This is a genomic window from Silicimonas lutimaris (assembly GCF_047314965.1).
Lineage (GTDB): Bacteria > Pseudomonadota > Alphaproteobacteria > Rhodobacterales > Rhodobacteraceae > JAVJUV01.
This window is the reverse complement of record NZ_JBLBVK010000053.1, coordinates 16,947-33,058: the sequence shown is the minus strand read 5'-3', so window position 1 is coordinate 33,058 and position 16,112 is coordinate 16,947. Positions and strand designations below refer to the sequence as shown.

Sequence of the window (16,112 nt, the reverse complement as noted above, 5' to 3'; positions counted from 1 at the left end):
CAGCAACGCCGGGGACGCCCGGTTCTGGAGCGTGAGGTATCATGAGCCGCTATTCCGTCTTCGCCGTCGCCCGCGAGGCCATGCGCAACCACCAGGGCTGGACACGGGCCTGGGGTTCGCCCGAGCCAAAGCGGAAATACGACGTGATCATCATCGGCGCGGGCGGCCACGGGTTGGCCACGGCCTATTACCTCGGCAAGAACCACGGGATCCGGAATGTCGCGATCCTCGAAAAAGGGTGGCTGGGTGGCGGTAATACGGGCCGGAACACGACGATCATCCGCTCGAACTATCTGCAGGATCCCTCTGCCGCGATCTACGAGAAGGCGCGGTCGCTGTATGAGGACCTGAGCCAGGACCTGAACTACAACGTGATGTTCAGCCCCCGCGGCGTGATGATGCTGGCCCAGACCGAGCACGAGATCCGGGGTTACAAGCGCACCGCGCACGCCAACGCGCTACAGGGTGTGGCGACCCGTTTCATCGGGCCGGAAGAGGTCAAGAAGCTCTGCCCGATCATCGAGATCCGCGGGCCACGCTACCCTGTTCTGGGCGCGCTCTGGCAGCCGAGGGGCGGAACGGCGCGCCATGATGCGGTCGCCTGGGGTTATGCGCGGAAATGCTCGGAAATGGGCATGGACGTCATCCAGAAATGCGAGGTTACCGGCATCCGGCGCGAGGGTGGCAAGGTCGTGGGCGTGACGACCAGCCGCGGCGACATCGACTGCGAAAAGCTGGGCATCGTGGTGGCGGGTCATTCGGGCCATGTCGCCGACATGGCCGGGTTCCGCCTGCCGATTGAATCGGTGGCGCTTCAGGCGCTGGTTTCGGAGCCGATCAAGCCCTGCATGGACGTCGTCGTGATGGCGAACACGGTCCACGGCTATATGAGCCAGTCCGACAAGGGCGAGATGGTGATCGGCGGCGGCGCGGACGGCTACAACAACTACACGCAGCGCGGCAGCTTCCACCACATCGAGGAGACGGTGCGCGCGCTGGTCGAGACCTTCCCGATCATTTCGCGGCTGAAGATGCTGCGGATGTGGGGTGGGATCGTGGACATGACCGGCGACCGCTCGCCGATCATCTCGAAGACGCCGGTCGAGAACGTCTTCATCAACTGCGGTTGGGGAACCGGGGGCTTCAAGGCCATTCCGGGCTCAGGCTGGGCCACGGCGGAGATGATCGCGCGGGGTGAGCCGGGGCCGCTGGCGGCCGAGTTCGGGCTGGACCGGTTCCGCGATGGACGGTTCATCGACGAAAGCGTCGCGGCGGGGGTGGCGCATTGATCCTGTCCGCCGATCCTGAACTCGGTGCGGAGCCAGCGTGCACAGCGGGGGGCGGCGGGCCCGTCTCGTTCTGTCAGGTCGCGCCGGGCGCTTTACTTGCGACGGTTGCGCTTTGCCTTGCGGCTGGACGGGTCGTCCATTCCTCGCCAGACGGCGACGAATGCGCCACCAAGAAGAATCGCAAGGGGCATGATCTGGAATACGGGTTTCATCTAGTGTCCACTGGAATGGGAAAAGTTGACCGCTTTCAGCGACTCGGGATCCACCGGGTCCCGCCTCGCCGCGCGTCGAGCATAGAGTGCCTTCAGCGGAAAGAGAATGCCCGCCAGCGCACTCAGAAACACGATACCCTTCATCCTTCCCCTCCGTTGGGCATTCCCCTTCACCGCTTTGATATGGGGACTGGCCGGAAGGAAAGAAGCCCGGGTGCGGAAACATTCTGTTCCGACGGCCCGACCGCGAAAGCTTTTAGAAATCTTCGGATCGCCTTGAAGCGTGGGGGATGCGGCATAGGTTCCGGGGCGAACCGAAAGGAGACCGTCCCATGCGCCTGTTCCACCGCATTCGCAGCATCGCCGAGAGGTTGCGCAACCGGCCAGGTGCCGTTCTGGGTTTCGTTGCAGGCGTCGCGGTCCCTCTCATGCTCGCGGGGCTCGTCATTGTTTCCTTCCGAGGCTACGGGATCATGGACGAGCCACCCCAGGGACCGCAGGTCTACACGAACTTCTGATCGGCCAAAAACCATCACGGCTCTTGAATTGGCCATTTGCAGCGCATCGACTCAGGCCCGGTTCGCAGCTTTTAGCGCATGTCCGGTCTGGCCGCTCAAAGCTACTGCGCGACTCGCCGTCTCGTGGTCTCCTTCTGCCCACAGGAAGGAGGACACGACATGTCTGACTACTATTCCCACCGAGACCAGGCCCGTCCGGGGCATCGCGCGGGCTACCCGGACTACGCCGGCACGGGCACGGGCGGCGCGTGGCTTTGGGTGGTCATCGTTCTCGTTGCCATCGTCGCGCTTATCGGCGTCGGTCTTGCCGGTGGCGGCGGCGATACGTCCCAGGAGAGCGCGGGTATCGAAGCCGCGCCTGCCTTGCCCGACACCTCTGCGACGCCGGTTCCACCGGCCGACTGAGCCGGTTTCCGGACGCGTTTTTGGCGGCGGCCTTTCGGCTGCCGCCTTTTTCGTCTCCGCTTCCACCTGTAACACTCTGATGACAAAGGAAATCAGCCCATGCTGATCCTGACCTGTCCCTATTGCGGCATCGACTGCGACGAGACCGAGCTTTCGCCCGGCGGCGAGGCGCATCTCAAGCGGTTCGGTCCCGGTTCGTCGGATGACGAATTCGAGGGCTACCTCTTCATGCGCGAGAATCCTCGTGGCGTTCACTTCGAGCGCTGGCGCCATTCCCATGGCTGCGGCAAGTGGTTTCACGCGGCACGGGATACAATGACGCTGGAGGTCTTCGGAACTTACAAGGCGCAGGTCACCGAACCGCCGAAGGAGGTCCGTGACGCCATCACCGCCAAGCGGCCCGGCTGGAGCTGGAGGGATTTCGCATGAGCCATCGTCTCCCGAAAGGCGGCCGCCTGATCGACCGTGGCCAGCCGCAGAACTTCACCTTCAACGGCCGTCAGTTGCGCGGCTTCAAGGGGGATACGCTGGCATCCGCTCTGATCGGGCAGGACCAGATGCTGGTCGGACGGTCGTTCAAGTACCATCGCCCGCGCGGCATCGTCACCAGCGGGCCGGAAGAGCCGAACGCGCTGATGAACCTGGGAACGGCCAAGACGTTCGAGCCGAACGCGCGCGCCACGACCACCGAGTTGTTCGATGGTCTGGTGGCGGAAAGCCAGAACCATTGGCCAAGCCTTGAGTTCGACGTGGGAGAGATCAATGCGAAGCTCTCGCGGTTCCTGCCTGCAGGCTTCTATTACAAGATGTTCCTCTGGCCACGCGCCTTCTGGAAGCATGTCTACGAACCCTTCATCCGCCAGTCGGCTGGTTTGGGCAAGGCACCCCGGCACCGCGATGCGGATCACTACGAGTACTTTCACATTACCGTGGATGTTCTTGTTATCGGTGGTGGAATCGCCGGACTGACGGCCGCGAAAGCAGCCGCCGAAGCCGGGGCCGAGGTTCTGCTGGTCGAGCAGACGGCGCATTGGGGAGGCCGCGCGCCGGTGGATGGCGCCGAGATCGACGGCAAGCCTGCCGTCGACTGGATCGCCGGGACTGTCGCCGCGCTGGAGGCCATGCCGAACGTGCGGGTGCGGACGCGAGCGATGGGCGCGGGTGTCTACGATCACGGTTATGCGCTGGTCTACGAACGGCTGACCGATCACGCGCCCGACCACACCCTTCCGCGTCACCGTCTCTGGAAGGTGCGGACCCGCCAGATCGTCACGGCCACCGGCGCGATCGAACGGCCGCTGGCATTTGCGGGCAACGACCTGCCCGGCGTGATGCTGGCATCCGCCGTTCGCGACTATGTCGTGGATTATGCCGCCGCTCCGGGCCGCCGGTTTGTATTGGTGACCAACAACGACGACGCCTACCGCACCGCGCTGGCGCTGAAGGCGGCCGGGCTGACGGCCCCGGTGATCGTCGATGCGCGGCCGGAGGTCACGGGACCGCTTGTTCAGGCCGCGCGCGATGCGGGCATCCGCGTGACGCCCGGGCGCGGAATCGCGAAAGTGACCGGCAAGGGGCGCGTTGAAAACGTCTATATCTGCGAACAGTCGGGCACCGGCGAGGTGATCGAACAGGTCGAGGCCGATTGCGTCGCGATGTCGGGCGGCTGGTCGCCGGTCGTGCACCTTTGGTCCCATTGCGGTGGAAAGCTGGTCTGGGATGAGACCGAGGCCTTCTTCCGCCCCGACCCCGACCGGGCGCCGACGGGCGCGGACGGGCTGCCCTTCGTCGGGACGGCGGGGATCGCCAGCGGTGCGGTCACGACGGCCGAAGCCCTTGGCGATGCCTTCGAGGCGGGCCGTGTGGCGGCGGAACGCGCGGGTTGGACGGCAAAGGCCGGGCACGCACCTGATGCCAAGGCCGAGGAGCGTCAGTCGCTGGCGCCGGTCTGGAACATGCCCGAAAACGCGCCTTACGAACTGAAGGCCAAATCCTGGCTGGATTATCAGAACGACGTGAAGGTGACGGACGTGGAACTGGCCGCGCGTGAAGGCTTTGAGAGCGTCGAGCACGCCAAGCGCTACACCACGCTCGGCATGGCGACCGATCAGGGAAAGCTTTCCAACATCAACGGTCTGGCGATCCTGGCCGGGCAGCTGGGCGAGGACATTCCCAAGGTCGGCACCACGACGTTCCGCCCGCCCTATACGCCGATCTCGATGGGCGCGATCGCGGGCGAGGCGCGGCGCGCGTTGTTCCAGCCCTTGCGGCGCACGCCGATCCACGGCTGGCACGAGGAGAACGCCGCGCACTGGGAGCCGGTCGGCCACTGGCGGCGCCCCTATGCCTTCCCTAGGGACGGCGAGAGCGTGCATGACGCGGTGATGCGCGAGGTCACGGCCACGCGGAACGGCGTAGGTCTTCTGGATGCGTCCACCCTTGGCAAGCTGATCGTCAAGGGGCCGGACGCGGGGCGCTTCCTCGACATGCTTTACACCAACATGATGAGCACGCTTCCGGTGGGCAAATGCCGCTATGGGCTGATGTGCACCGAGAACGGGTTCCTGACCGATGACGGTGTGGTTGCCCGGATCAACGAGGATACCTGGCTCTGCCACACGACCACGGGCGGAGCGGACCGAATCCATGCCCATATGGAGGAATGGCTCCAGACCGAGTGGTGGGACTGGAAGGTCTATGTCGCCAACGTGACCGAGCAATACGCGCAGGTGGCCGTTGTCGGCCCAAAAGCCCGCGACGTTTTGCAGGCGCTGGGCAGCGATATGGATCTCTCGAAAGAGGCGCTGCCTTTCATGCAATGGGCCGAAGGCAAGATCGGCGGGTTCGACGCACGGGTCTTCCGGATCTCGTTCTCGGGCGAGCTCTCCTATGAAATCGCCGTGCCCGCCTCGCAGGGCCGCGCATTCTGGGACGCGTTGCTGGCCGCCGGCAAACCCTTTGGCATCACGCCCTACGGCACCGAGTGCCTGCACATCATGCGGGCCGAGAAGGGCTTCATCATGATCGGAGACGAGACGGACGGTACGGTGATCCCGCAGGATCTCGGGCTGAACTGGGCGATCTCGAAGAAAAAGGAAGACTATCTGGGCAAGCGCGCGCAGGAGCGCGAGCACATGACCGACCCCTTGCGCTGGAAGCTCGTCGGGCTGGAGACCGAGGATGGCTCCGTTCTGCCTGACGGCGCCTATGCCGCCGAGCCGGGCGTGAACGACAACGGACAGAGGAAGACAGAAGGTCGTGTGACCTCGACCTATCACTCGCCGACCCTGGGGCGTGGCATCGCCATGGGGCTGGTCGAACGCGGGCCGGACCGAATGGGTGAAACGCTGGAGTTCCCGAAACTCGACGGCACGGTGGTGAGAGCGAAGATCGTCAGCCCGGTCTTCTATGACCCGGACGGGGAGAAGCAGAATGTCTGATGCAGTCAGCGCCCTTCAGGGCGCATCCTTCAAGGGGCAGGTGGCGATCCGTGAGAACGGGCTTCGCGGCATGATCACGCTTCGGGGCGATTTTTCCTCCGAGGCGGTGAGAGCGGCTGCGTCCAAAGCCGCAGGCGTGGAGTTTCCCGGACAGCGCGGTGCAAGTTCCTCTGGTGAGAGCGGGCTTTGCTGGATGTCGCCGGACGAGCTTCTGATCCTCTTGCCCCATGACGGCGTTGCCAAGGCGCTGGGCGCGATCGGAAAGGCGCTGAAGAATGAGCATCACCTTGCGGTGGACGTGTCCGATGCCCGGGCGTCATTCACTCTGGAAGGCGAGGGCGCGGCGATCCGGAACGTGCTGGCCAAGCTGACGCCCGCCGATCTGCGGCCCGGCGCGCTGCCCGTGGGAGAGATGAGACGGACGCGCCTTGCGCAGGTGCCGGCGGCGCTGTGGTTCCACGAGGAGGGCCGGGCCGAAGTGATCTGCTTCCGCTCGGTGGCGGAATACGTCTGGGGTCTTCTGGTCAATGCGGCCGAGCCCGGCAGCGAGGTCGGGTATTTCCGCTGAGGCTGCAATTGCGGGCTCGACATCCGGGATGGGCATGTTAGGCCCGCTGCGATCGACCACGGAGTGATGACATGACCAGTTTCCCCTGCCACGGCCGGATCGACGGCCCGATCGTCATGATCGGTTTCGGATCCATCGGGCGCGGCACGCTGCCCCTGATCGAACGTCATTTTGAGTATGACGCGAAAAAGGTCTTCGTGATCGAGCCCAATCTCGACGACCATACCTTCCTGTCGCAGCGCGGCATCCATCATGTCGAGATGGCGCTGACGCGAGAGAATTACCGCGATGTGCTGGGGCGGCTCTTCGCCGAAGGCAAGGGATTCTGCGTCAACCTGAGCGTGGACACCTCGTCGCTCGATATCATGAAGTGCTGCCGGGAACTGGGCGTGCTCTACATCGACACCGTGGTCGAGCCGTGGGCCGGGTTCTATTTCGACACGGAGGACAATTCCAAACGCACGAACTACGCGCTGCGGCAGGCGGTCCGGGACGAGAAGGCGCGCAATCCGGGCGGCCCCACCGCGGTCTCCTGCTGTGGCGCGAACCCGGGGATGGTAAGCTGGTTCGTCAAGGAAGCGCTGATGACGCTGGCCGCCGATACCGGACGGACCGATCCGATGCCGAAGGATCGGCATGGTTGGGCGCGGATGATGCAATCGCTGGGCGTCAAGGGAATCCATATCGCCGAACGGGACACGCAGAAGTCGACGCGCCAGAAGAAGATCGGAACCTTCGTGAATACGTGGTCGGTCGAGGGCTTCATCTCCGAGGGCTTTCAGCCCGCCGAACTGGGTTGGGGCACGCACGAGACCTGGATGCCCGAAGATGCGCAGGGTCATGAAGCCGGTTGCCAGGCCGCAATCTGGATTTCGCGCCCCGGTGCGATGACGCGGGTTCACACGTGGTGTCCGACACCCGGTCCGCAGTTCGGGTTCCTCGTGACGCATAACGAGGCGATCTCGATCTCGGATTATTTCACCGTGGGCGAGGGGGCCAATCCCGAGTATCGGCCCACCTGCCATTATGCCTATCATCCTTGCGACGACGCCGTACTGTCACTGCACGAGACTTTCGGATCGGGCAAGATCCAGCAAGTGCAGCACATTCTCGACGAGAACGAAATCACCGGGGGAATCGACGAGCTGGGCGTGCTGCTTTACGGGCACGAGAAGAACGCGCTCTGGTTCGGCTCGCGCCTGTCGATCGAAGAGACGCGCGATCTGGCTCCGTTCCAGAACGCGACCGGACTCCAGGTGTCATCTGCGGTTCTGGCCGGCATGGTCTGGGCGCTGGAAAACCCGAATGCCGGGATCGTCGAAACCGACGAGATGGACCACGTGCGCTGCCTTGAAATCCAGCGCCCCTATCTTGGCCCGGTCGAGGCGCATTACACCGACTGGACGCCGATCTCGGAGCGATGGACCCAGTTCGAGGAAGATATCGACGAGGCAGATCCCTGGCAGTTCAAGAACGTGCTGGCCAGTTGAAGCTGTCCGCACGCTCTATCGGATGAACCGGTCGACGTAATCCTCGCCCAGACCGACTTCGGTATAGTGGTTTCGGCACATGTCGATCTTGGTGAATACGTCCTCGTAGCCCATGACCTTGCCCCATGGATCGACATAGATCATCACGCCGTTCACCTGGAAATAGGTGATCATCTCGTCAACGTCGTCGGGCACGACCAGCGTATGCGTCTCGCCGGGCGGTTCGAAGACGTAGGAGCCTTCGCGCGCCTCCCAGTCGTGTTCGAGGTAATGCCAGCGGCCCTTCAGCACGAAACCGTGCACGGGCTGGGGGTGGCGGTGGCGCGAGAGGACGCCGGATTTGCGTACGCGGAGAAGGTTCATCCAGTAGCCCTGGCTGCGATTGAGGCAGAGGGGACGGAACGAGACGTTCTCGGCCTGCGGCACCCAGAGCCGCTCGTCGCCTGAGATGGCGTCCGGGATGACGATCTCGTCCTGCGCGTCCTTCGGGAAAGGCAACTGGTAGGGTGTCACGGCATTTGCGTCGTCGGCTTCAAGGGGCATTCCACGCTCCACTTACGGTGGTTTCCTGGAAGATAGACTTATTTGAAGGCTGCCGTCGTCAGTTTTCACATCAAGGCACCCGGTTAGGGATGGCCCTGAAGAAAGGCGTGGAACGGAAGGCCCCCGTACCCGGACAACGCGGATGTCGAATGCACAGGCATTGCAGGACGCCGTGACAATGTCGACTTGGTTTGCAATGGTTTCGTTGCCGCGCAAGGGAGAGGATCACCATGGCTTCATTGGTGGAAACGGATTGGTTGGCGGACCATATCGATGACCCCGACGTCCGCCTGATCGAAATTGATTGGGACGGTCGCGAGGATTACTTGGAAGGTCACATCCCCGGTGCCCTGGGCTGGAACTGGAAGGCGAAGCTATGGGACCCGTTCGAACGTCAGTTTCCTGCGGACGAGGAATTCTGCGTTCGTCTTGGAGAAGCCGGAATCCGGCACAACACAACCGTCGTGTTCTACGGAGCTCCCGTTCAATTCGGAACCTACGCTTGGTGGGTCTTCAAGTTGTTTGGCCATGCCGATGTCCGCATTCTCAATGGCGGCAAGGACAAATGGCGGCGTGAAGGCCGTCCGATCGTGCTGGAGGAACCGAACGTCGCCCCCGCGACCTACACCATGGGACAGCGAAATCCGGCCATTCGTGCGACCCGAAGGGACGTGCATGAGAATATCGGCAATCCCGACAGTCTCATCTTCGATCATCGCTCGTACGAGGAATACTCCGGACAGCGTGTGGGATTGCCGGGAAAGCCCGACGTGGGGGCCGAGCGGTATGGCCGGATTCCCGGGGCCATACACGTGCCTTTCGACGCGTTGCTCAATCCGGACACGACCTTCAGGTCCGCTGATGAAATCCGGCAGATCATCGGTGCTCATGTGCATGACATCGACACGCCGATCATTTCGTACTGCCGCCTTTCGCATCGGGCGACACTCGCAAGTTTCGCGATGACCGAATTCCTGGGTTTCAGAAGTGTCCGGGTTTATGACGGGTCGTGGACGGAGTGGGGCAGCATGGTGGGCGTTCCCATCGAGCGATAGAGGGGGGTCTTCACGTCCGGCCGCAATCGTTGGTTGCCGCGCAGTCCCGGGCCACTGGGCGCCTGCGGTGCCGGCAAGGCGGCAATCCATGCGTTTCCGACAGGCTTTTGGGAGGTTGGTCTTCCCCTTTGCGTCGCCGCGAAGCGGCTTCCGTTTTTTTCGCGGCTCGCGCAAAGTCCGCGCATGGCTTCCGTTCTGCCGCATCTTCGAAAACTCGCCGCGCGGGTGGTTGGCCACATGCTGGCCTTCGCCGCACGGTTCATTACTGCCGTGCGGGCGGACTGGCGCGGCATCGAACCTGTCGCCCGGCAACGTGTCTACTATGCCAATCATGTCAGCAACGCGGACATGCCAATGATCTGGACTGTTCTTCCCAATCACATGCGGCGCCAGACACGCCCGGTGGCGGCGGCGGACTATTGGCTGAAAAATCGCCTCCGCGCCTTTGTCGGACCGGAAGTTTTCAACTGTGTCCTGATCGATCGCCGCCCGGAAGCCAGACAGGAAGACCCCCTGGAGAAAATCCTCAAGGCGATCGATGAGGGGTCGTCCCTGATCATCTTCCCCGAGGGACGGCGCAACATGACCGAGGAGCCTCTGCTGCCTTTCCGGGCCGGCCTTTACAACATCGGGCGCGCGAGACCGCATGTCGATCTGGTCCCGACTTGGATTGCCAATCTGAACGAAATCATGCCGAAGGGCGAGGTGATCCCGCTGCCGCTCATCTGCACGGTCACCTTCGGCGCTCCGGTTCACATCGCGGAGGGCGAAAGCAAGGATGATTTCCTCAAGCGGGCGGCAGGCGCTCTCCTCGAGCTGTCCCGTTCCTCCGAGGATGCCGCGCCATGACCAGTGGAACCACGCTCGACATTCTGCTGCTGGGCGTCGCCGTATTCTGCATTCTCAGCGTTCTGACCATCCTTGGCGAACTCCTCCGGGCAAGATTCCCCGCCGGACAGACAAATCCCATCGTCGAATCCTTCATGACGAAGGTGCATTCCTGGTGGGCGATGGTGATCGCGCTGTCTCTCGCCCTGCTCGGGGGGCGAACGGGCATGATCCTGCTTTTTGGCTTTGTCAGCTTCGCCGCCCTGCGCGAATTCCTGACGCTGGCCGAGAAGCGACGCGCGGACCACCTCTCGCTGGTCCTGGCGTTCTTCGTCATTCTCCCGCTGCAGTATCTCTTCGTCGCCTTTGATTGGAGCGACCTCTTCACCGTGTTCATACCGGTCTATGTCTTCCTGCTTCTTCCGGTTGTCAGCGCCCTCAGGGGAGATCCGAAGATCTTCCTCATCCGGGTGGCAGAGACCCAGTGGGGGCAGATGATTTGCGTCTACTGCATCAGCCATATTCCGGCTTTGCTGGCTCTCGACATGCCCGACGGATCAGACAGAGCCATTCTGCTGATTGTCTTCTTCGTGATGGTTGTCCAGCTCGGGGATTTGTTCGAGCATCTCGCGGATCGCAGTTTCGGCCGGCATCGCGTTGCTCCGAACTTTTCCTCGAAGACAATCGAGGGAATGGTCACGGGAATCCTGTGCGCCGCCATGATCGGTGCGCTGCTGAGCTGGATCACGCCCTTCGGATTTCCCGGGGCGATTGCGATGGCGACCCTGGCGTCCGTCAGCGGGAAACTTGGGAGCCTCGTTTTCGCCGCGATAAAACGCGACAAGGGTATCAAGGACTGGTCGCATCTCATACCGGGACACGGCGGGTTCCTCGACCAACTCGACAGCGTCATCTTCGCCGCTCCGGTCTTCTATCACGTCTCGCGACACCTCTTGAGCTGAGAATACCCGCCGTCCACCAGATAGACAGCGCCCGTGGAAGGGCGCGCCACGTCCGAAAAACGCCCCACGATCTTCCTTGGCCGGCGTTCGCGCGCGATTCCAATTCAGTGTTCACCAATCTAGGAGATTTTCGCTCTGCCCATACAGTTGACTCAGAAAGCCTCGACTGACCGATACATGATTTTCGCTATTGATATGTATCAAGGGCGGCCGACATCTGACTGTGTTATGTGATTGAAAAATATGAGATCGAGGTTGAGGGGTGATTGCCTTGGGTAGGGCGTCAATTTCTCGGCCGCTGGGAGGTCTATGGCCAGCCGGACCAAAGCAATTTCTGACAGCGACCTTGGCTCAAATTGCTGCGGGCTTATGAAGCGTTTTTTCTTTGGAGTTCTGTTTGTCTTCCCCATCGTGATTTCGGGAGCAATTGCCCAGGAGAGCGTGAAATCCAAAGGGCGACTAAGCGATCCCGACTTCTATCGTGCAGTTGCCTGTGCCGCCCCGCCTGGTGGCAAGTGTCAAAAGCCGCTTGTCCGCTGGGGAAAGACTGACGCGATGGACCTCACGGTGCGCGTTGTCAGGGTCGAAGATGGGGTCACGAGGAAGCGGTCTGAAGCCGCGCAGCGGGCTATCCAGAATGCGATTGCGCAAATTACTGGTGTGAATTCCGGGGTGAGGCTCAGGCAGATAACAAGTGGAACGCCGAAAATCTCGATAGTTCTGGCACACGACCGCGTCGCGGCATTCGATGGTGCGCCACGTTCCGTTGACGAGATCTTCTTGTTGGGCGGCGCCACCGGATTGGCGGAAGTCTTTGCGCCGCGGGGCGGGTCGATAATCCAGATGGCGCGCGTGACGGTTGCGACCGATGTCGACGACAAGGCACTGACATCTGTGTTTCTTGAGGAAATCGTCCAGTCTCTCGGACTGCTTACGGATATTCACAACAGATACTACCACAACCGATCGATCTTCTCCGAAACAGGCTCGAACGTGAGAAAGCTTAAAGGTCAGGACGCAAAGGCTATCCAGATGCACTACCCGCCATGATGCAGGAACTTAGGAGGCACCAGATGAAGTCCATTTCAATTCTCGCCATCATGCTGCTTTTTTGCGGTTCGCAATCGTACGCAAAGCAAGTGGATGTTTATCGCTGCAAACTTACGAAAACCGAAAATCTCATTTCCGAAGAGATGATCTTCATTCACGACGCGCAGCTCAACGAATATCTTGTCGAAGATGGTGTCATTCACTTCGTGGAGGGAGGTCCGATATCTGCGGAGGTGAAATCCGATTCCACGAAGAAACTCGTTCTGATGTGGTCCGTTCTGTTGCCTGACAGTTCAGGCAAGACAGCTCGGCTGAGTTATCGGCTGGCGTACTTCAAGGGGAATTCGCAAGTCTTGGTGTCGGTGCAGGCAATGGGTTATGCAAATCAATACAATGGCCGAGGGACCTGCAAGAAATCTAAGGCAAATCTCTAGTTCCGGTACATCTGAACTCATCTGTCACCGGATCAAATTCGGCTTCGGTTCCGGGTAAAAAATTGAGCCTGAATTCGCGCGAGGCGCCCAAAGCGCAACGCGTCACATTGCTGAGTAGCCACCATCCACCGGATAGACGGCACCCGTCACAAAGGAGGCCTCGTCCGACAAAAGCCACGCGACGAGTGATCCGACCTCTGCCGGTTGTCCCCAGCGGCCAAGGGGCGTTCGATTCAGGATCGCCGGCTCGCGCGTCGCGTCGCCCCGGATTGCCTCGGTCATGGGTGTCTCGATCCAGCCGGGTGCAATGGCGTTCACGCGGATACCATCCGGCGCCCATTTGCCCGCCAGTGCCTTCGACAGTTGCGCGACCGCGCCCTTGGACGCGGTATAGGCGGGCGCGTGAGGGCCGCCGAAAATCGAGTACATCGAACCGGTGTTGACGATCGCGCCTCCGCCCCGTGCCAGAAGCGGGTGGGCTGCGAGGCAGCAGCGCATGGTGCCGGTCAGGTTGACATCGATCACCTTCTGGAAGGTGGCGATGTCGTATTCCTCGGCCTTTCTCAGGATGCCGGCGCAGTTCACCAGCCCCTCCAGCGCGTCGAGGTCCGCGAAGAATGCGGCCACGTCCGCGTCGCTGGTGACGTCGAGAACGCGGGCGCTCACGCCTTCCGGCGCGTCGTACCTGGCGACCTCGGCCTCGGTCGCGCCGGTCGCGACGACCCGCCAGCCCCTCGAAGCCAGGGTTTCGGCCACACCGGCACCGATCCCGCCGGTACCACCCGTGATGACTGCTGTCGGCATGCGCGCCCTCATTCCCGCGTTTCGGATTTGGTATAGCATGAGCGCCGGCCCTCCAAGACGCCCTTGAGCGGCTCCGCTTGACCGGGGGCTCCAGTTCGGCTTCCCTTCCCGGCAGAAGGGACGGAGCGCATGGCACTTGAAATCAGGCTTATGGGACCGTTCGATGCCCGCCTTGACGGCGAGGCATTGCCGTTGCGGTCCCGGAGGGCCCGGGCGCTTCTTGGTCTCCTCGCTCTCTCGCCCAGCCGCTGCGTCACGCGGGATGGCGCGGCGGAGATGCTCTGGCCCGACCGGGGGGAGGCCCAGGCGCGGGCATCGCTGCGGCAGGAACTCTCGGTCCTGAAAAAGGCGCTGGAACCGCTGGGCGTTGATGTTTTCGAGGCCGACGCCGACCGGATCGAGCTGGTCGACGATGCGCCTGTGACCTTCGATGTCTGGGCCGAAGATCTGGCCGAGGGCGCGCTCCGTGGCGCGCTCATGGAAGACGTTGACCTCAGGTCCGACAGTTTCGAGGATTGGCGGCGTCACCAGAACGCGGCGATTCTTGCACGGCAGGCAGCGCGCACCGAAGCCGCGCTTGCCGGTGCCGAGGCGAGGCAGGACTGGGAAGATGCGGTGCGGCTGGCCGATCGGCTGTTGCAGCATGATCCGCTGAACGAGGCGGCGGTTGCGGGGAAAATGCGCGTGGCCCTTGCGCGGGGACGCAGGCCCGAGGCGCTTGCCCTTTACCGTGAACACGAAGCACGGCTGGCGCGTGAACTGGACGCGTCGCCTGGCGCAGCCCTTGCCCGGATCGTCCAGGAGGCCGAAGGACGGCCTGCGGATGCCGGTGCCATCGAGCGATCCGGCGTCGGGCGAACCATTTTCGCACGTCCTGCGGTTCTTCTTCTTTGCTTCGAACACCTGGGCAACGACGACGACGGCCAGATGATCGCCGAAGGCATCGCGGACGATTTGCGCGTGACGCTCAGTTACTGGCGCTGGTTCCCGGTGATCGGACCAGAGGCCATAGGCTGGAAGACGGCGCGCGAGATCGACCTGCGTGTTTCGGCGGCCGAAGTGGGCGCGGGATATGTCGTGTCGGGCAGCGTCCGGCGGATGGGAGACCGGATCCGGATCACGGCCTCGCTGACCGAAGCCGCGAGCGGCCGAGCGCTCTGGTCGGAGGCCTTCGACGGCACGATGGACGACATCTTTGCGTTTCAGGACGAGGTCAGCCGCGCCATCGTCGCGCGCCTGGAACCCCGGCTGGGGCAGGCCGAGGCCGAGCGCATTTCGCGTGGCCGCCCGGGCGATCTTCGGGCCTGGCAGCTTGTCGCACGCGCTGACGAGATCGAGCGACGGGGCGGCGAAGGCTACGGTACGCTGGAATCGAACCTCGAACAGAAGCCACTGCTTGAAGAGGCAACGCGGCTGGAGCCGGATTATGCGCGCGCCTGGTCTCGCATTGCGAAGCTCAACTGGCGGCTTTTCATCATGGCCTGGTCGGATGATCACCTCGGTGCGATGAAAGCCTCGCTGGAGGCGTCGGGCAGGGCGATCGCCGTGGACGGTCAGGACTGGGAGGCACATGCCTATCACGGCCTGGCGCTGATTTTCGGAGCGAGGGACTATGGCGCCGGATTATTCCACGCGGAAGAATCGGTCCGTCTGAACCCATCAGCTACGCTGGCCCGGCACGCCTATGGCTGTGCGCTGGAATGGGTATGTCGCTATGAAGAGGCGGTCGAGCATTTCGAGGCGATCTTTCGCCTGAACCCGCGCCACGGAGCACGGGCGGCGGTGCTGGGCGATCTGACGACGTGCCACATGTACCTCGGAGAACTGGACCGCGCCGTCGAAGAGGCCAGGCAGATCGTGGCGATTGCGCCTGGGTATTCCCGCGGGTTGCAGCGCTGTCTCGCAACTTTCGGCGCGGCCGGCCGCAGCGATCTGGCGGAACCGGTGCTTGAGTTGCTCCTGAAGGCGCAGCCTGATTTTTCCGAGAATTATGTCCGCGAAACCTACCCCTTCTCGACGGATGAAAGCCTGGAGACGTTTCTCCAGGCTCTCAGGCGGGGTGGCTGGTCCGGGGGCTGATTTCAGCGGTCGCGCGCGGCGAACTGCTGCAGAAAGGCGCGGTCCTTGTCCTTCTTTGTGAGGCCCATGTCGGCCAGCCTCTCCTCGTCCAGTTCCTTGAACTTGCGCATCTCGCGATAGGCGGCGTCGAGGCGCAGGATGTAGGCAAAAGGGTTGAAGCGGAAGCGGAAGGTGCGGAAAGCGCGTGTGGCGATGGTGGTCATTGCATGTCTCCTGGTCCGGTGTCTGCGTTTTCGATGAAGCCAGCTTCGCCCGGCGGCGTCAGGCGAACGCCAAACCCGGATCATCCAAGCGCAAGAAGTGCGTAAAAAACGCGTCAGAAAGAGATTTCCGTGGAGAAACGGCGCGGATTCGGGGCCTGCAAACCGCCTGATTGGCGGGAACGGCCTTGACCCGGAGGCCATCCCGCCTCAGGTAATGCACCAACGATCACCA

Annotated in this window: 17 protein-coding genes; 13 read left to right on the top strand and 4 right to left on the bottom strand. The window is 62.5% G+C overall.

Translation table 11 applies throughout. The annotated features are described in order from the left end of the window. Window positions 1-41 precede the first annotated feature (41 nt). Window positions 42-1,289, top strand: a complete 1,248-nt coding sequence (locus ACKLNI_RS14230; RefSeq protein ID WP_413719744.1) for a sarcosine oxidase subunit beta family protein — start codon at window positions 42-44, stop codon at window positions 1,287-1,289. A gap of 212 nt (window positions 1,290-1,501) precedes the next feature. Here ACKLNI_RS14230 and ACKLNI_RS14225 read toward each other — a convergent pair whose 3' ends face one another. Next, window positions 1,502-1,645 (bottom strand): hypothetical protein, encoded by a 144-nt coding sequence (locus ACKLNI_RS14225; RefSeq protein ID WP_413719743.1) that lies wholly within the window; start codon window positions 1,643-1,645, stop codon window positions 1,502-1,504. A 188-nt stretch (window positions 1,646-1,833) separates the two neighbouring features. Here ACKLNI_RS14225 and ACKLNI_RS14220 point away from each other — a divergent pair, with 188 nt between their 5' ends. The 6 genes from ACKLNI_RS14220 to ACKLNI_RS14195 all read left to right on the top strand — a co-directional run bounded on the left by ACKLNI_RS14220 (window position 1,834) and on the right by ACKLNI_RS14195 (window position 7,922). Continuing rightward, entirely contained in the window at window positions 1,834-2,019 is a 186-nt protein-coding gene (locus ACKLNI_RS14220; protein ID WP_413719742.1) for a hypothetical protein, read from the top strand. Between the two features lie 159 nt (window positions 2,020-2,178). Continuing rightward, a complete protein-coding gene (locus ACKLNI_RS14215) occupies window positions 2,179-2,424 on the top strand; it encodes a hypothetical protein (protein WP_413719741.1) in 246 nt (81 codons plus the stop codon). 99 nt (window positions 2,425-2,523) lie between these two features. Beyond that, a complete protein-coding gene (locus ACKLNI_RS14210; RefSeq protein WP_413719740.1) occupies window positions 2,524-2,853 on the top strand; it encodes a sarcosine oxidase subunit delta in 330 nt (109 codons plus the stop codon). After that, entirely contained in the window at window positions 2,850-5,864 is a 3,015-nt protein-coding gene (locus ACKLNI_RS14205) for a sarcosine oxidase subunit alpha family protein (protein WP_413719739.1), read from the top strand. Before ACKLNI_RS14210 ends, ACKLNI_RS14205 begins: the two co-directional genes overlap by 4 nt. Continuing rightward, complete coding sequence (locus tag ACKLNI_RS14200; RefSeq protein ID WP_413719738.1) at window positions 5,857-6,432, top strand: sarcosine oxidase subunit gamma; 576 nt, start codon at window positions 5,857-5,859, stop codon at window positions 6,430-6,432. The genes ACKLNI_RS14205 and ACKLNI_RS14200 overlap by 8 nt, the downstream gene beginning before the upstream one ends. Window positions 6,433-6,503: 71 nt before the next feature. Then, window positions 6,504-7,922: a homospermidine synthase gene (locus ACKLNI_RS14195; protein WP_413719737.1), complete on the top strand. Its 1,419-nt coding sequence runs from the start codon at window positions 6,504-6,506 to the stop codon at window positions 7,920-7,922. 15 nt (window positions 7,923-7,937) lie between these two features. On the opposite strand, the gene ACKLNI_RS14190 is transcribed toward ACKLNI_RS14195, so the two are convergent. Next, window positions 7,938-8,465, bottom strand: a complete 528-nt coding sequence (locus ACKLNI_RS14190; protein WP_413719736.1) for a 2,4'-dihydroxyacetophenone dioxygenase family protein — start codon at window positions 8,463-8,465, stop codon at window positions 7,938-7,940. A 230-nt stretch (window positions 8,466-8,695) separates the two neighbouring features. Between ACKLNI_RS14190 and ACKLNI_RS14185 the strand changes: the two genes are divergently transcribed. The 5 genes from ACKLNI_RS14185 to ACKLNI_RS14165 all read left to right on the top strand — a co-directional run bounded on the left by ACKLNI_RS14185 (window position 8,696) and on the right by ACKLNI_RS14165 (window position 12,794). After that, window positions 8,696-9,520, top strand: a complete 825-nt coding sequence (locus ACKLNI_RS14185; protein ID WP_413719735.1) for a sulfurtransferase — start codon at window positions 8,696-8,698, stop codon at window positions 9,518-9,520. Window positions 9,521-9,703: 183 nt separating this feature from the next. Further along, on the top strand, window positions 9,704-10,369 hold the full coding sequence (locus tag ACKLNI_RS14180; RefSeq protein ID WP_413719734.1) for a lysophospholipid acyltransferase family protein: 666 nt from the start codon (window positions 9,704-9,706) through the stop codon (window positions 10,367-10,369). Further along, the gene (locus ACKLNI_RS14175; protein WP_413719733.1) at window positions 10,366-11,310 is read left to right on the top strand and encodes a phosphatidate cytidylyltransferase; all 945 of its coding nucleotides are present in this window, start codon (window positions 10,366-10,368) and stop codon (window positions 11,308-11,310) included. Before ACKLNI_RS14180 ends, ACKLNI_RS14175 begins: the two co-directional genes overlap by 4 nt. Before the next feature lie 369 nt (window positions 11,311-11,679). Beyond that, window positions 11,680-12,360 (top strand): DUF2927 domain-containing protein, encoded by a 681-nt coding sequence (locus ACKLNI_RS14170; RefSeq protein WP_413719732.1) that lies wholly within the window; start codon window positions 11,680-11,682, stop codon window positions 12,358-12,360. A gap of 23 nt (window positions 12,361-12,383) precedes the next feature. Further along, a complete protein-coding gene (locus tag ACKLNI_RS14165; RefSeq protein WP_413719731.1) occupies window positions 12,384-12,794 on the top strand; it encodes a hypothetical protein in 411 nt (136 codons plus the stop codon). A gap of 102 nt (window positions 12,795-12,896) precedes the next feature. Here the strand turns inward: ACKLNI_RS14165 and ACKLNI_RS14160 are convergent, their stop codons facing one another. After that, a complete protein-coding gene (locus ACKLNI_RS14160) occupies window positions 12,897-13,598 on the bottom strand; it encodes an SDR family NAD(P)-dependent oxidoreductase (RefSeq protein WP_413719730.1) in 702 nt (233 codons plus the stop codon). A 129-nt stretch (window positions 13,599-13,727) separates the two neighbouring features. Between ACKLNI_RS14160 and ACKLNI_RS14155 the strand changes: the two genes are divergently transcribed. Continuing rightward, a complete protein-coding gene (locus ACKLNI_RS14155) occupies window positions 13,728-15,677 on the top strand; it encodes a BTAD domain-containing putative transcriptional regulator (RefSeq protein ID WP_413719729.1) in 1,950 nt (649 codons plus the stop codon). 2 nt (window positions 15,678-15,679) lie between these two features. On the opposite strand, the gene ACKLNI_RS14150 is transcribed toward ACKLNI_RS14155, so the two are convergent. After that, entirely contained in the window at window positions 15,680-15,880 is a 201-nt protein-coding gene (locus tag ACKLNI_RS14150; protein WP_413719728.1) for a hypothetical protein, read from the bottom strand. Between the last annotated feature and the right edge of the window lie 232 nt (window positions 15,881-16,112).

Excerpts from the sequence above, each read along its gene's own strand:
- ACKLNI_RS14200 (WP_413719738.1), top strand. The coding sequence starts at position 5,857 with ATGTCTGATGCAGTCAGCGCCCTTCAGGGCGCATCCTTCAAGGGGCAG.
- ACKLNI_RS14175 (WP_413719733.1), top strand. The coding sequence starts at position 10,366 with ATGACCAGTGGAACCACGCTCGACATTCTGCTGCTGGGCGTCGCCGTA.
- ACKLNI_RS14205 (WP_413719739.1), top strand. The coding sequence starts at position 2,850 with ATGAGCCATCGTCTCCCGAAAGGCGGCCGCCTGATCGACCGTGGCCAG.
- ACKLNI_RS14190 (WP_413719736.1), bottom strand. The coding sequence starts at position 8,465 with ATGCCCCTTGAAGCCGACGACGCAAATGCCGTGACACCCTACCAGTTG.
- ACKLNI_RS14210 (WP_413719740.1), top strand. The coding sequence starts at position 2,524 with ATGCTGATCCTGACCTGTCCCTATTGCGGCATCGACTGCGACGAGACC.
- ACKLNI_RS14170 (WP_413719732.1), top strand. The coding sequence starts at position 11,680 with ATGAAGCGTTTTTTCTTTGGAGTTCTGTTTGTCTTCCCCATCGTGATT.
- ACKLNI_RS14160 (WP_413719730.1), bottom strand. The coding sequence starts at position 13,598 with ATGCCGACAGCAGTCATCACGGGTGGTACCGGCGGGATCGGTGCCGGT.
- ACKLNI_RS14230 (WP_413719744.1), top strand. The coding sequence starts at position 42 with ATGAGCCGCTATTCCGTCTTCGCCGTCGCCCGCGAGGCCATGCGCAAC.
- ACKLNI_RS14150 (WP_413719728.1), bottom strand. The coding sequence starts at position 15,880 with ATGACCACCATCGCCACACGCGCTTTCCGCACCTTCCGCTTCCGCTTC.
- ACKLNI_RS14185 (WP_413719735.1), top strand. The coding sequence starts at position 8,696 with ATGGCTTCATTGGTGGAAACGGATTGGTTGGCGGACCATATCGATGAC.
- ACKLNI_RS14215 (WP_413719741.1), top strand. The coding sequence starts at position 2,179 with ATGTCTGACTACTATTCCCACCGAGACCAGGCCCGTCCGGGGCATCGC.
- ACKLNI_RS14195 (WP_413719737.1), top strand. The coding sequence starts at position 6,504 with ATGACCAGTTTCCCCTGCCACGGCCGGATCGACGGCCCGATCGTCATG.
- ACKLNI_RS14155 (WP_413719729.1), top strand. The coding sequence starts at position 13,728 with ATGGCACTTGAAATCAGGCTTATGGGACCGTTCGATGCCCGCCTTGAC.
- ACKLNI_RS14225 (WP_413719743.1), bottom strand. The coding sequence starts at position 1,645 with ATGAAGGGTATCGTGTTTCTGAGTGCGCTGGCGGGCATTCTCTTTCCG.
- ACKLNI_RS14220 (WP_413719742.1), top strand. The coding sequence starts at position 1,834 with ATGCGCCTGTTCCACCGCATTCGCAGCATCGCCGAGAGGTTGCGCAAC.
- ACKLNI_RS14165 (WP_413719731.1), top strand. The coding sequence starts at position 12,384 with ATGAAGTCCATTTCAATTCTCGCCATCATGCTGCTTTTTTGCGGTTCG.
- ACKLNI_RS14180 (WP_413719734.1), top strand. The coding sequence starts at position 9,704 with ATGGCTTCCGTTCTGCCGCATCTTCGAAAACTCGCCGCGCGGGTGGTT.